Here is a 15,062-nt window from a genome sequence, read left to right on the forward strand (position 1 = left end):
CTTGGGCGATGCGCGCTGCGAAGCCGAGTCGAGCCCGTAAAAACTCGCTGCTCGCGCTTCTCGGTCTGGTCGTGCTGCTCGTGCTGCCGCCGCGGGCTGGTGCGACGTCGCTGGCGGCGAGCTTTGTCCAACGCCTGACCCTCGCGGGGCCGCTGGCTGAGAGTGCGCCCCAGCTCACCGCGTCTGCACCCGTCGGGACGCTGCCCGGGACCTTTGTGGTCGATGATCGCGGGGCTGCGCGCTATAGCGTTCCGCTCGCGCTTCCGCCGGCTGCCCGTGGCTTTGCGCCAAGCCTCTCCCTCGAGTACGACAGCCAGCGCGGGGACGGTGGGCTCGGCGTTGGCTGGGCGCTCTCTGGGGCCTCGGCCATCGACCGCTGTCCGCGGACGCTCGCTGATGACGGCTACTTTCGCGGTGTCCACCTCGATGACGAGGACGCGCTCTGCCTCGATGGGCAGCGCCTGCGCCTCGTCGAGGGCGAGCACCTCCAGCCCGGCGCCCGCTACCGGCCCAAGCGCGATGACCTCTCGTCTGTCCGCGCCATCGCTTTCACCGAGAGCAGCAAGCAGTCTTGTCACGGTGGTCTCGGCTTCGAGGTCCGGCGCAGTGACGGCACCATCGACCTCTACGGCTGCCGTCGGGACGCCGTCGCCTTGCATCCGCGCGGCCTCGCCAGCTGGTCTCTGGCCGAGCGCCGCGACCGCTTCGGCAACGTCTACGCCCTCAACTACACGAACGAGACCGAGCTCCTCGAAGACGGAGAGGCCGACGTCGAGCGCTGGCTGACCAGCCTCGAGTACGGCGGCCACACCACGCTCCACGCCTTCACCCGCCACGTCCGCCTCGAATGGGAAGACCGCCCAGACCCGGCCCAGGGCTGGCGCCTCGGCGCGCCGCAGCGCCAGACCAAGCGCCTCGCGGCCCTGAGCACCTTCGCCGAGGGCGAGCTCGTTCACCGCTACGAACTCGACTACGACACCCCCTCCATCACGGGCCGCAGCCTCCTCCACGCCGTCCGTCAGTGCGACGCGCAAGGCGTCTGCCGGCCGGACACCACCTTCGCGTGGACCGCCGGCGAGCTCGACTTCGACGCCGTCCCCGAGCAGACGAACTTCGCCATCGAATACGCCTGGCCCTACCTCGCCAGCATCTGGTCCGACACGCCAAACACCCTCGCTCCCCGCGTCCTCGCCCAGACCATCCTCGACGCCAACGGCGACGGCCGCAGCGACTTCCTGCTCGCCGTCGGCCAGTCCAACACCCCCGCCCCCGAAGGTCGCGGCTGGGAGCTGTGGACTTCTCAGCCCAACGCCGACACGGCCGTCGCCCCATGCAGCACCCGCGACGACGACCTCGCGCAATGCCTCGGCTTGGGTCACTACCTCGTCCACGAAGACCCCATCTCCGGCCTGCTCGCCGGCCCCAGCTACGACGACCTCGCCCCGGCCACGCCGCCGCTCTTTGCGGCCGACATCGACGGCGACGGCCGTGATGACGCCGTCGGCCTCGGCGATTCCATCAATTACTTCGGCGGCGCCCCGCCAGCCGGCAGCGCCTTCTACCTCGCCCTCGCCCGCCCCGAAGGCGGCGTCGAGCAAGTCGAGTTCGATCCCGGCGTCTCTCCCATCTGGCAGTTCACCGCCCACGACCAGACCGGCGACGGCCTCGGAGACCTGCTCTTTTGCGCTGGCGACCCGCTGCCAAACGCCCTCGACGAGCCCGAGCTCGGCACCGGCACCTGGCACTTCACCCCCAACCTGCCTGGCGAGACGTTCTCCCCCGAGCAGGTCGTCGACACCGGCGAGCCCTGCTCGGTCTACGACAAGCTCCTCGCCCTCGACCACGACGGCGATGGCCTCGCCTCGCTGCTGGTAATCCCCACCTGGGACGCGCAGCTCGGCGCCTGGATCCCTTCATCCAAGTGGTCCAACTACCACGCCCTGCGCCTGAGCCCCGGCGACTGGAGCCTCTCGCTCGAGGACACCGGCCTTCCGCCCGACCTCGCGCAGCGCTGGCGTCCCAGCCTGACCGCCCACTACAACGACGCCTACCTCGACGAGGACTTCCCCCGCTCGATGCAAGGCTTCGGCCTCGACAAGATCCTCGACATCGACGGCGACGGCCTCTCGGACATCCTCCGCTATGAGCTGGTCTCCGGCGACACGGCCGAAGACCTCGGCGTGCTCATGCAGACGATCGTCGTCACGGATCCGCCCTGGGCGGAGCAGGGCGGCATCCGTCTGTGGCGCAACACCGGCGCAGGCTTCGTCGACGGCGGCTGGCTGCTGCTCAGCCCCGAGCCCGGCAAAGGCGGCTTTCGCCGCTTCCTGGCCGCGGGCGTGCTCGACTACGACGCCGACGGCCGCCTGGATCTGCTCTCCCCCGTCAGCGATCCGAACGACGACACCTGGAACTGGTCGATCTTCAATCTCGACAGCGAAGGCGTCCTGCACGAGCACGCCGAGGTCTTTCACAGCCCCGTTCAAGAATTCGCATCCAACGTCCACAGCGTGGGCGCCTTCGACCTCGACGGCGACGGCCTGCACGACCCAGGCGTGTTCCTCGGCAGCAGCTGGCAGCTGCGCACCCACGCCGGCGAGGTCCCCGACAAGCTGAAGGCCATCACCAACGGCCTGGGCGCGCGCATCGAGGTCGACTACCGCGCGAGCGCGGACATCGACGCCCCCGAAAAGTACGCCGACGCCGAGCTCGATAGCGTCACCTGCCTCTACCCTGCCCGCTGCGACCGAAGCCCGCGGTTGCTCGTCGAGGCCCACCGCGTGGACTCGGGCATCAGCGATGCCCCCCAGACCTTCACCCACCGCTACGGCACCGCCCGGCGAGACCGCGAGGCCCAGCGCAGCCTGGGCTTTCGCTTCCACGAGACCACCGAGTGGCGAGACGCGCTCCCCGTCTACCGCCGACTCGTCCGCTTCGACCCCAGCTACGACGACGACCTCCACGCCTTCCCCTTCGCGGGCATGCCCTCACTCGTCGCTGAAGACCGCCGAAGCCCCGAGACCGGCCGCCACGTCGTCCGCGTCACCAGCCACAGCTTGAAAGTCCATTCGACGGGCCCGGGCAGCTACCTCCCTTACGCCGCCCAGACGCTCGCCAGCCGCTACGAACTCGACGCCTGCGAAGAAGACTTCTGCGCGCTCACGGCGCTCGACGAAGACCACCGCATCACCCGCGAGGTCCACACCGTCTTCACCCTCGACGACTTCGGCAACCCCACCCACTGGACGCGCACGACCTCCACGGGCAGCGAGACCTTCACCTACCGCACCCAGACCAGCTACCAAAACGACGCCGAGACCTGGCTCCTGGGCCTGCCCACGAAGACCGTCCTGAGCTTCGAGCAGCCGGGCATCCCCGTCCGCACGCGCGAGTCCATCGCCGCCTACGACCCCGAGACCGGCGCGCTGCTCCACCACGAGACCCAACCAAACGACGCCGAGCTGCGCCTCGTCACCGGCTACGCCTACGACGCCCACGGCAACGAAGTCACCCGCGCCGCCATCGACACTGGCGGCATCCTGCGCACGGACACCACAAAGTTCGACGACCACGGCGTCTTCCCCATCACCACCACCAACGCCCTCGGCCACCAGACACAGCTCCGCTGGCACCCCGGCCTTGGCGTACTCACCGAGACCCGCGACCCAAACAACCTCCGCCTCGTCGCCAACTACGACGGCCTCGGCCACGTCACCGCCTTGCGCCACTTCGCCGGCGACGACCCCCGCGGCGACGACATCACCTTCAGCTACGCCGCCCTCCAAGACCAAGACCCCGACGCCCCCGTCCTCGAGCTCCGCCAAACCACAAAAGGCCACGGCCACCGAAGCCTCGCCCTCGACCGCCTCGGCCGCATCATCCACGAACGAGCCCTCTTCGCCGACGGCCTCGAGCGCGTCACTCACAGCCGCTACGACCAAGCCGGCCACCACATCGCCCAGTCCCTCCCCACCCTCGTCGGCACCCTCCCAGACGGCTACGAGCGTTTTTTCTACGACCACGACGACCGCCTCGTCCGCCACCTCCTCCCAGACCTCAGCGAAGAGCGCTGGGACTACGCCGGCCACGAAGTCCTCCACCACGACCTCGGCGGCACGGCCTCCCGCCTGCGCTACGACGGCGCCCTGCGCCTCGTCGAGAGCGTCCGCGCCCTCGGCTCCCCCGACGAAGAGCGCCTGTGCTTCGACTACTCGAGCTTCGAGCAGCTCACCCAAGTCCGCCCCAACTGCATCGAGCCCCACAAAGGCTTCGACCTCCCCGCCGGCGAAGCCCCGCCCACCATCAAGTCCTTCGCCTACGACGACCTCGGCCGCCTCACCCACAGCCACGACCCCAGCGAAGGCCCGCGCAGCTACGCCTACAACGGCCACGGCGAGCTCGCGGCCATCCTCGACGCCAACGACCAGCTCACCACCTTCACCCACGACGGCCTCGGCCGCCTCATCACCCGCGACGACCCCGACGGCCAGACCACCTGGACCTGGGACACCACCTTCATCGGCGCCCTCGCCCACACCCAAAGCCCCAGCGGCCACGAAGACCTCTACGACTACGACCCCCACGGCCGCCTCAGCGCCCTCACCAAGGTCATCGCCGGCGAGCCCTTCGCCCTGGGCTTCGCCTACGACCAGCACGACCGCCTCGCCGAGATCCACTACCCCGAAAACGAGCTCAGCGAGCCGTTTTGGATCCGCAACCTCCACGCCCAAAGCGGCGACCTCGTCGAAGTCCGCCGCGGCTCCGACGACGCCCCGCTATGGACCCTCGAGTCCCTCACCCAAGCCGGCCGGATCAGCACAGAGCGCCTCGGCAACGGCGCCCAGACCACCCGCAGCTACGACCCCCTGCGCGGCTTCGTCGAGCAGATCCAGACCCACTCCCTGCTCGGCGGAGACCTCCAGGATCTGCGCTACGACTGGAACCCCGACGGCACCTTGCTGCGCCGCCAAGACCTGCTCGGCGCCCAATCCGAAGTCTTCAGCTACGACGACCTCCACCGCCCGATCCAGACCACCACCACCAAGTCCGGCAGCGAGCACGTCCGCCACTTCGCCTACGACGCCCTCGGCAACCTCGCCTTCGCCAGCGATCGCGGCGCCTACGACTACGACGCCAACGGACGCCTGACCTACGCCGACGGCCGCACCCACACCTGGGACCCAAAGGGCAACCTCCTCGCCCGCGAAGCCCCCGGCGAGACCCTGAAGATCACCTACACCGCCTTCGACGCCCCCGCGCAGCTCCTCGAGAACAACCTGCTCACCGAGTTCGAGTACGACGCCGATCAAGCCCGGGTCTACCGCTACGCCGAAGCCCAGGGCGGCCCCCGCGAAACCATCTACGTCACGGATCTCTACCAGCGCCAGCGCACCCCCGAGACCACCGAGCACCACTACTACATCCCCGGCCCCGAGCGGCTGATCGCCGACGTCGTCGACACCCACAGCGACCTCGAAGCCACGCGCACGACCCACTACATCCACGTGGATCACCTCGGCTCGACGGACGCCCTGAGCTCCAAGGCGGGCGTGCTCGAGCACCGCCAGTCCTACGACCTATGGGGCAAGGCCCGCGACCCCGAAGACTGGACCCTGCCCGAAGAATTCGCCGCGCTCAGCCCGATCAACCGCGGCTACACCGGCCACGAAGCCCAGTCGGACAGCGGCCTGCTGCACATGCGCGGCCGCATGTACGACCCGCACCTGGGCCGAATGGCGTCGGCAGATCCCTTCGTGGTGGATCCGCTGAGCAACAGCGGCTGGAACCGCTACGCCTACGTCCTCAACCAGCCGCTGGCGCGCACGGATCCCTCGGGCTTCATGCCCACGGCCGCGTCCACGGATCCCGACAGCAGTAGCGACAGCGAGCCCCAAGACTTCGGCTTCGAGATGACCGTGCCGGTAGTCGGCACACGCACCGCCGAGGGCGTCGCCGGCAGCGGCCAAGCCCAACAAAGCGACATCGGCGGAGGCGGCAGCGCGAGCGCGCGGGCGGATCAGCAAGCCGGCGACATCGGCCCGAGCGCAGCGCAGATCCAGCAGCTCCACGACAGCGCCCGAGCCCGCGGCGCAGGGATCGTGCGCCAACTCAACGCCCCGCCGCTCCAAGGCTTCACGGACGCCATGGTCCGGCCGGAGAACCCCTCGCAAGAGCGGCGCCGGCTGGAGGTCTCACAGGAGGCAGGCGCACGCGTGATCGCCACGATGCAAGACCCGCCGACGCACGTGGTCGTGTCGGTGGAGCTGGCGATGTTTTTCCTCTCGGGAGACGTCGAGATGGTGGGCGGCGCGCTGCGCTGGGGGATCCAGCGCGCGGGGCAGCGCAAGGCGGTGCGCGAAGGAGGGGAGACGCTTCTCGAAAACCTGGGAAAACGCTGGAAGCGCAAGAACCGCAAGAAAACAGGTGGCAAGGAGCCCGTTCTCGCCGGTCAGGCTGGAGAAGCGGCGGTTCGAGAGGTATATGACATCGGACCAAAGCAAGTCATCGAGATCAACGGACGCCGCCGAATACCCGACGGAATGACAGAAAATTCCATAAGCAGCATTGTCAGCGAAGTCAAAAACACAAAAAAGCTAAGCTATATCTCCCAGCTTCGGGACTTCTCGGCTTATGCTCAAAAGACTGGACGTGAATTCCATCTGTACGTTCGCCCAGAGACGAGTCTATCAACTCCCTTGAGGGAAGCAGTAAAAAGCGGAGACATTACCCTTCGGTTCATCCCATGACAAACAAAAGTGAAAAAAATACCGCCAAGAGCTTTCTCGAGAGTCTTCATGACGATCCCGAGTGGGTCCAGAAAATGGAAGAGAGGGCTGAAAAACAAAGGCGCACACAAGCTGAACTCCTGGCTGCACAGAAGCCCATCATCGATGACCTTCACACAGTCGGGGTCAACGTAAATCGTGTATGGGATCTGCTGAACAACGAGACTCCCCCTAAGGTGATCCCCATTCTCATTAAACATATCAACAAGCTCTATCCGCCCCGTATCCTCGAGGCCATTGCTCGCGCACTCGCAACACCCAGCGCGAGCACTCACTGGGCTACACTTCTAGAGAAATTTGAGCGAACCACGGAAAAGGAGGTCAAGGATGGACTGGCAGTCGCCCTGGCAAAAATCGCTTCGTATGACGAGCGTTTCCTAGGCGAGGTAATTGACCTACTGAAAGACGAAAAGCATGGAACCAGCCGGGTCCTCTTGCTTGAAGCACTAGAAAATTCAAAATATCCACGCGCTCGAGAAATCCTTCTCGAGTTGAGGAATTTCCCATCTCTTCAGCAAGAGGTCGAACGTTCCTTGAAAAGGTTGCGATAGGCCGATCCCAGGTGGGGACGAAGCCCGAGCAGCTGCGCAAGCGCGCGGCCAAGCTGCGCCTGTACGGTCTCCTGGCCGCCTGGGACGCCCTCGGGCGCGAGCCTTGGGTCGCCAAGCTCCTCGACCTCGAGGAGCGCGAGCGGGCTCGGCGAAGCCGCGAGTACCGGATCAAGTCGGCCAAGATCGGCGCCTTCAAGCCGATCGTCGACTTCGACTGGAAGCACCCCAGCAAGATCGACCGCGCCCTCGTCGAGGAGCTCTTCGACTTCGACTTCCTGACCGAGCCCGCCAACGTCGTCTTGCTCGGGCCCAACGGCGTCGGCAAGACCATGATCGCCCAAAACCTCGCCTACGAGGCCGCCTTGCGCGGACACTCCGTCCGCTTTTGCGTCGCCGCCGACTTGCTCAACGACCTGTCCGGTCTCGACGGCGCCACGCTTCGCACCCGGGTCAAGCGCTACGTCGCGCCCAAGCTCCTCGTCCTCGATGAGGTCGGCTACCTGCGCTACGACGACCGCCACGCCGATCTGCTCTACGAGGTCGTCCGCCGCCGCTACGAGCGCGGTGTGCCGATCGTCGTGACGACCAACAAGGCCTTCTCCGAGTGGAACCAGGTCTTCGAGAGCGCCGCTTGTCTGGTCACCTTGATCGACCGCCTGTGCCATCGCGCTGAGATCATCGAGATCCGCGGTGCCTCGTACCGCGTCAAGGAGAGCAAGGCCCGCTCGACTCGAAAGCGTAAGGCCCGGCGCAAGCGCTGACTCCAACTCCGGCCGCGCTTTGAGAGGGTCGAAGTCCCGCGCTCGAATTCCCGCGGTTCCTTGCGATCGTCTACAGGCAGCGGCCAAGCCCAACAAAGCGACATCGGCGGAGGCGGCAGCGCGAGCGCGCGGGCGGATCAGCAAGCCGGCGACATCGGCCCGAGCGCAGCGCAGATCCAGCAGCTCCACGACAGCGCCCGAGCCCGCGGCGCAGGGATCGTGCGCCAACTCAACGCCCCGCCGCTCCAGGGCTTCACCGACGTCATGGTCCGGCCGGAAAACCCCTCGCAAGAGCGGCGCCGGCTGGAGGTCTCGCAGGAGGCAGGCGCACGCGTGATCGCCACGATGCAAGACCCGCCGACGTACGTGGTCGTCTCGGTGGAGCTGGCGATGTTTTTCCTCTCGGGAGACGTCGAGATGGTGGGCGGCGCGCTGCGCTGGGGGATCCAGCGCGCGGGGCAGCGCAAGGCGGTGCGCGAAGGAGGGGAGATCTTGATCGCGGGGTCCATTAAGCGTAAAGGGAAGAAGCGCGGGCCCAAGACGGATCCCAACGCGCCCCACAACGCGAAAATTCGCTCGGAGGCCAAAAAATTGGAAGAAGAGGGAAATGTCATAATCGGAGGTGGAGGACGCAAAGAACAGCTCATCCATACTCGTGGAGGACACAAGTCAGGGCGCCGACCTGACATCCTATATAGGACTCCAGAAGGAAACATTCGCGGGCGAAACGTTGGCAGGACGAGGGCGGACGGAAGTCCTGTCAAGCGAGAAGTAGAGGCCCTCGAAGACCTGAATGGTCCTGGCCAGACTCCTACAGACTTCACGCCATACGACAGGTAGAGAAATGTCATCAATATCATCGCAATTTTATGCAACAGAAGAAGAATTGGCAGAAATGGTTTCGTCATGGCTGAAAAGCTACGACATTAATGGTGCTGCGGTCTTTTTCTTTCCATTCTCAGTCATAAATATCTCTTCTCAGACAATCGAGGCGGGGGGGCTCTCAGCATGGCCTGATGAGTTTGTGTTTAGTGAATGTGAGATATCTTGCTCAGCAAAAAAACAATCTGAATTCATGGATGCCAACACTGACATCCTCATCCTCAACCTTGGAAGCCTCGGCCCTCGCGGACTGACGGAAAGCCACCTGAGCACACTCGAGAGCACGCCAACCTGGAAAAAGATTGCATCCGACCTCAAGCGACGCACCAAGGCTGGGATGAATGAAAGGCACGAGAAAAACGGTGCGGAGGGGATCTGTAGGTATTGCAGGTATACGCCCGGAGCAAAGCGGTTATACGAATCAGGAATATCGTTGAGGCAGTTTCCTCAGTCAGCCATCGTATTGTCTCCACTCCCAGTCAACAAGTGAGCCCCGAAGGGGAGGGACGAGCACGCCAACCAACGCCAGCTCCAGTTCCGTCGATGAGCAACACTCTCGAGACTGGACCCGGATGGGCCACGAAGGCGGCTCCCGCTTGTCCATGCCAGCGGACGCTCAGTCGTCCAGCACGAAGTCCCAGCGGCCGACGAGGACCTTGCCCTGCATCGGGTCGTTGTCGATCGCTCGCACCGTGACGTCCCCGCGCATGCTGCCCTCGGTGAACGAAATCTGTTCGAGCAGCCCGTCTTCTCCGATGTGCTTCATCGTCGCCAGCTGCGGATCCACGTACCACTCCAGCTCTTTCGTGCGATAGGGAAGCTGAAGGTCGTAGGGCGTGCTCGGGTGGATTTTGTAGGTCTTCTTGGTCTCGGTGCTGGCCTTGAAGGTGTCCACGGGATCCCCCTTGCTGCCGTAGCCCTCGGCGGGCTGCGGCCGACCGGCCCCGAGCACGACGGAGCGCGGCACATCGACGGCCATCCCTGCGCGCAGGCCGTGACCCGCGTTGGTCCCGAAGTGCTCGGCATAGCGGATCTCACCGGTGACGCGCGCGCGGATCACTGTCTTCTCGGCCACGATCACGCTCGCCGAGATCAACTCGCGTGCGGCCTCATAAGGGCCGACCGGTCGACTCTCGACGCCAAAGACGATCACATCTCCGGTCGCGAGCCCCGCGCTACGCGCAGGCTCGCGCTCGGATTCCCGCAGATGTCTGCCATCGTCGACACCGGCCGGATGGCGTCGGCAGATCCCTTCGTGGTGGATCCGCTGAGCAACAGCGGCTGGAACCGCTACGCCTACGTCCTCAACCAGCCGCTGGCGCGCACGGATCCCTCGGGCTTCATGCCCACGGCCGCGTCCACCGATCCCGACAGCAGCAGCGACAGCGAGCCCCAAGACTTCGGCTTCGAGATGACCGTGCCCGTGGTCGGCACGCGCACCGCCGAGGGCATCGCCAGCAGCGGCCAAGCCCAACAAGGCGACATCGGCGGAGGCGGTAGCGCCAGCGCGCGGGCGGATCAGCAAGCCGGCGACATCGGCCCGAGCGCAGCGCAGATCCAGCAGCTCCACGACAGCGCCCGAGCCCGCGGCGCGGCGCTCGTGCGCCAGCTCAACGCCCCGACCGCCTCGACAACGGCCGTGTCGAGGGCCTCAACGGTAAGGCCCGGACGATCACCCGCCGGTCCTACGGCTTCCACTCGGTCGCCTCGCTCGTTTCCATGCTCTTTCTATGCTACGGCGACATTCATGCGTATCCTGCCTACATCTACCCATTCTGGATCCACTAAACCTTGAGGAGAGCCCAAAAAAGGACAGTGTTGGCCGCGAGCCTGAGCGCCGCGCTCGCGTGCGCCGACGACGGCTCCCCTGCGGACCCGGACGAGAGCGAGCGAGGCACCGAGACCAACGAGGCCGCCACGGACAGCGAGACCGGCGAGCCACCGCCCGCGGACCTCCCCGACACCCCGACCCCAAACCCCGACTACCCCCACCTCTTCGTCCGCGCCGAGCACAAGCCCATCGTGCTCGAGCGCATCGAGCGAGAGCCCTACGCCAGCGTGCTCGCGGCCCTGCACGCGCGCGTGGACAAGGCGCCCGCGCAGCGCCCCGACGCCGAGGTCTGGCACCTCGACACCGAGCTCCACAACGCCCAGATCGTGCGCGGGGCGGCCTTCTTTGCGTGGTTGTTCGACGACCCCGACTACGCCGAGATCGCCCGCGCGCGCCTCGACGCGTTCCAGGCGGACCTCGACACCGGGCCGCTGACCGACAGCAACATTCGCCTGCTCCACATCACCTACGCCTACGCCGACGCCATCGACCTGCTGCTCGGCGCGGGCTACCTCGACGAGGCCGAGGCCGAGCCCTACATCGAGGAGTTCATCGCGCTCTGCGAGCAGATCCACGAGGTCTTCGTGGTCCAGGACATCGCGCGCCTGCTCTACCTGACGCCCTCGCAAAACAACCACCCGATCCGCACCGCGCTGGCCATGGCCTATATCGCCAACGCCTACCCCGAGCGGACCGAGGGCGCGGCCTGGCGCGACTGGAGCTTGTCGGAGCTCGACTACCTGCTCGGCCCCAAGGGGCACTACATGAGCGAAGGCGGGGCCGTGTCCGAGGGACCCGACTATCACCAGTTTGGCTTCTCGGCCTCCTATGTGTTCTTCCTGGCCATGGCGGTGAGCGGCAACGAGGGCCTGTCCGCCACCCGCGACTGCATCAACCGCAACGACGCCGATCCCTGGGGCGACCACGGCTGCGTGCAGGGCGAGGCCTTCACCTTCACCAGCGCCTTCGAGCACCCGCCCTACCTGCGCGGCCTCGACTGGCAGCTGGCCTTGCGCATGCCCTCGGGCCACTGGCCGCCCTATGAGGACGGGCGCCTGCGCTACTTCCCTGGCGCCGCGCTCGAGACCGGGCGCAGCGGCGAGGGCGGCGAGTATCTGTGGGCTTGGCTCGACGCCGATGAGCTGTCGATGACCCGCGGGCTCGAGACCATCGCCCACCACCTCGTCCACGTCGACGACAGCGTGCCTGCGCACGAACCCGCCTTCGAGTCGCGCTTCTTCGACGCCGGCGGCGTGGCCGTGCTGCGCAGCGGCTGGGACCGCGACGCTCGCTGGCTGCTCTTCCTGGCCGAGCACGGCGACGTCCGCAAGACCCTCCACGACCACGTGGACAGCCTCTCGTTTCAGGTCGCGGCCTACGGCGAGTACCTGCTCATCGACCCCGGCTACTACAAGCCCTCGCCCCTCGACAACGCGCGCACGGCCGACAGCTGGGCCCACAACCTGGTGCTGATCGACGGGCGCACGGCCCCCGACAAGGGCCTGCTCGAGGACTTTGGTGACGCCGACGCGTTCATGGGCGCGACCCACGACGGCGAGGCCCTCGACTACGCCGAGGGCTCGCAGAGCTATCAGGACACGCTGGTCGAGCGCGCCGTGGTCATGGTCGACGAGCGCTACTTCGTGGTCGCCGACGCCCTGAGCACGAGCGCGGTCGCGGCTCGGGAGCATCGCTTCCGAGTGAGCGGCTGGGCGGGCTACGACGCCGGCGGGAGCTTCGAGCTAGCGAGCACCGGGGCACGCTGGGAGCGGAGCCTGGCGGGGGTCGAGCTCTACTTGGCCAGCACCGCGCCTGGCCTGAGCCTGGAGGAGCCGGCCTTCGTCGAGGGCGAGGCGCCCCATGTTCACGAGATCACCAGCGGGCATGGGCACCACGCCGTGCTCGATGGGGTGATCGACGCGCTCGCGCCGGGCTTCCTGGCCGTGGTCGCGCCCTATCGCGTGGCGGCGGCGCCCGGGGAGCTCGAGGCGCCGCTGAGCGTGGCGGCCCTCGATCTCGGGCCTGGAGTCGCGGCGTGGCGGGTGGCTGGTCCGGACTTCGTGGATCTGGTGATGAGCCGGGAGGCGGATGTGCCGGGGCCGTTTTTGTTGCCGGATGATCGCTTGTTGAGCACCGATGCGCGGCTGGTGGTTTGGCGGATGGAGGGGGAGGCCTTTGTGTTGTTGTCGCGGGGGAGCGTGCTGGAGGTCGATGCGGTGACGGTGGTGGATGGTGGGGATATTGATGGGATCACGGTGGTCGAGGGGTAGATTTGTGCATGGGTGAATTGATTGTGATTGTTCTCATGTTGTGTGCGTGGGTCGAGTTGGGGTATTGAGGTGTAGGTTCGTTGCACGCGGGGTTGGACGCAGTCAAACCCCGGTCTTGCGTGCAAAATGACGAATTCGGGGTCTGAGGTGGGTGTGGCGGGCTGTTTGAAAATTGAAGAGAGACACATGAACGGAGTTCACCCACGCGCGAAATCGCCCTGCGTGCAAAAGGCCTGAGAAAGCTTGTAATTTCATGGGGTTAGAAAATAGCCCCTTCCGCCCTCGTTTGAGGGCGGCCCCGTTGAAGCAACACGAACGCGCTCCGCATCGGGATCAAGGAGGAGAGTTGCCTTCCGCCCTCGTTTGAGGGCGGCCCCGTTGAAGCCCCTCAGGCCGGTCCCTGACCCCTCGCTGTTTCCCAGCCTTCCGCCCTCGTTTGAGGGCGGCCCCGTTGAAGCCATGAAGCCGCCCGAGCTCCGCCTCGACATCATCGGCCTCCTTCCGCCCTCGTTTGAGGGCGGCCCCGTTGAAGCCGTGGCCGCATCGAATATGCGCTTTTGGGCCGTGGCCTTCCGCCCTCGTTTGAGGGCGGCCCCGTTGAAGCCCCACTTTTCAGACTGGAGCGAGTTTTAGGGCTGGCCCTTCCGCCCTCGTTTGAGGGCGGCCCCGTTGAAGCCTTAGGTCTCGCGCCGTACACACCATTAGCTTAGCCTTCCGCCCTCGTTTGAGGGCGGCCCCGTTGAAGCCCTGGCTATCCGCAGACGACCAGGATCACACGATTGCAGCCTTCCGCCCTCGTTTGAGGGCGGCCCCGTTGAAGCCCGAACACCTCTGCCACCACTCCCTCGCGGTGCAGGCGTCCTTCCGCCCTCGTTTGAGGGCGGCCCCGTTGAAGCATCCCAACCGCGCACCGGGTCCGCCAGCGCGACGCTGCCTTCCGCCCTCGTTTGAGGGCGGCCCCGTTGAAGCAAGTGTCCAAACAGCGTCGCGTTATCCGCGACAGTTTCCTTCCGCCCTCGTTTGAGGGCGGCCCCGTTGAAGCTTGCGGGGGGAGCGGCGCGAGACCCTGGCCGGGGCCCCTTCCGCCCTCGTTTGAGGGCGGCCCCGTTGAAGCTCGGGGGCGATGATGTCCGGCAGGAGATTGGCTCGGCCTTCCGCCCTCGTTTGAGGGCGGCCCCGTTGAAGCAGCGCCTCGGCCTCCTCGTCTAAGCGCTTGCGGAGGACCTTCCGCCCTCGTTTGAGGGCGGCCCCGTTGAAGCCGGTGAGCGAGTGCGAGGCGCGCCCGAGAAATCTGCGGCCTTCCGCCCTCGTTTGAGGGCGGCCCCGTTGAAGCGACATACCCCGAAAGCCCCGCCGCTCACGCCGTGAACCTTCCGCCCTCGTTTGAGGGCGGCCCCGTTGAAGCATAGCTTTCGGGAGCCGCGACGGCCATTGATATAGTCGACCTTCCGCCCTCGTTTGAGGGCGGCCCCGTTGAAGCGACACCCTCACCAGGGCTGCCCAGCTGGCGATCTCCGGCCTTCCGCCCTCGTTTGAGGGCGGCCCCGTTGAAGCACCTCGAGTCCGATCTCCACGCTGGCTCCGCCGGCAGCCTTCCGCCCTCGTTTGAGGGCGGCCCCGTTGAAGCGCTGCATTGCTGAACTTGTCGTCATACCCTCGGGCCTGTGCCTTCCGCCCTCGTTTGAGGGCGGCCCCGTTGAAGCGCTGGCGAGTGGTAGGCGACGGACTCGTACACTTTCCTTCCGCCCTCGTTTGAGGGCGGCCCCGTTGAAGCAGGATCCCGCCCTCGGGTGGTGAGGGCACCTGCTGCCTTCCGCCCTCGTTTGAGGGCGGCCCCGTTGAAGCTCGTGGATCAGGATCGCTCGGCGCTCGGCCGCGGCGCCTTCCGCCCTCGTTTGAGGGCGGCCCCGTTGAAGCCGTAACTGCCCGAGACACCCCGCCAAAACCGAATCACCCCTTCCGCCCTCGTTTGAGGGCGGCCC

General features: G+C 66.4%; 8 protein-coding genes and 1 CRISPR repeat array (1 of these 9 running past the window's edge). Of the genes, 7 read left to right on the forward strand and 1 reads right to left on the reverse strand.

What is annotated here, in order from left to right; translation table 11 throughout:
• The first annotated feature begins 71 nt into the window (after positions 1 to 71).
• The 5 genes from G6O69_RS18240 (at position 72) to G6O69_RS18260 (ending at position 9,469) form a co-directional block, all read left to right on the forward strand.
• Entirely contained in the window at positions 72 to 6,746 is a 6,675-nt protein-coding gene (locus tag G6O69_RS18240; RefSeq protein WP_176396933.1) for an RHS repeat-associated core domain-containing protein, read from the forward strand.
• Positions 6,743 to 7,336: a hypothetical protein gene (locus G6O69_RS18245; protein WP_172304780.1), complete on the forward strand. Its 594-nt coding sequence runs from the start codon at positions 6,743 to 6,745 to the stop codon at positions 7,334 to 7,336. The genes G6O69_RS18240 and G6O69_RS18245 overlap by 4 nt, the downstream gene beginning before the upstream one ends.
• 11 nt (positions 7,337 to 7,347) lie before the next feature.
• Positions 7,348 to 8,097: an ATP-binding protein gene (locus G6O69_RS18250; RefSeq protein ID WP_172304781.1), complete on the forward strand. Its 750-nt coding sequence runs from the start codon at positions 7,348 to 7,350 to the stop codon at positions 8,095 to 8,097.
• Between the two features lie 264 nt (positions 8,098 to 8,361).
• Complete coding sequence (locus G6O69_RS18255; protein WP_176396934.1) at positions 8,362 to 8,937, forward strand: hypothetical protein; 576 nt, start codon at positions 8,362 to 8,364, stop codon at positions 8,935 to 8,937.
• Positions 8,891 to 9,469, forward strand: coding sequence for a hypothetical protein (locus G6O69_RS18260; protein ID WP_176396935.1), 579 nt, complete (start codon positions 8,891 to 8,893; stop codon positions 9,467 to 9,469). Before G6O69_RS18255 ends, G6O69_RS18260 begins: the two co-directional genes overlap by 47 nt.
• Before the next feature lie 126 nt (positions 9,470 to 9,595).
• On the opposite strand, the gene G6O69_RS18265 is transcribed toward G6O69_RS18260, so the two are convergent.
• The gene (locus tag G6O69_RS18265) at positions 9,596 to 10,132 is read right to left on the reverse strand and encodes a hypothetical protein (protein WP_176396591.1); all 537 of its coding nucleotides are present in this window, start codon (positions 10,130 to 10,132) and stop codon (positions 9,596 to 9,598) included.
• A gap of 54 nt (positions 10,133 to 10,186) precedes the next feature.
• On the opposite strand from G6O69_RS18265, the gene G6O69_RS40315 reads away from it, so the two are divergent.
• A complete protein-coding gene (locus G6O69_RS40315; protein WP_255215811.1) occupies positions 10,187 to 10,774 on the forward strand; it encodes a hypothetical protein in 588 nt (195 codons plus the stop codon).
• 20 nt (positions 10,775 to 10,794) lie between these two features.
• Positions 10,795 to 13,080, forward strand: coding sequence for a heparinase II/III family protein (locus G6O69_RS18275; RefSeq protein ID WP_176396936.1), 2,286 nt, complete (start codon positions 10,795 to 10,797; stop codon positions 13,078 to 13,080).
• Positions 13,081 to 13,352: 272 nt separating this feature from the next.
• Positions 13,353 to 15,062: a CRISPR direct-repeat array (repeat unit 36 nt; unit sequence CCTTCCGCCCTCGTTTGAGGGCGGCCCCGTTGAAGC) (it continues 447 nt past the right edge of the window).

It is taken from the genome of Pseudenhygromyxa sp. WMMC2535 (assembly GCF_011083025.2).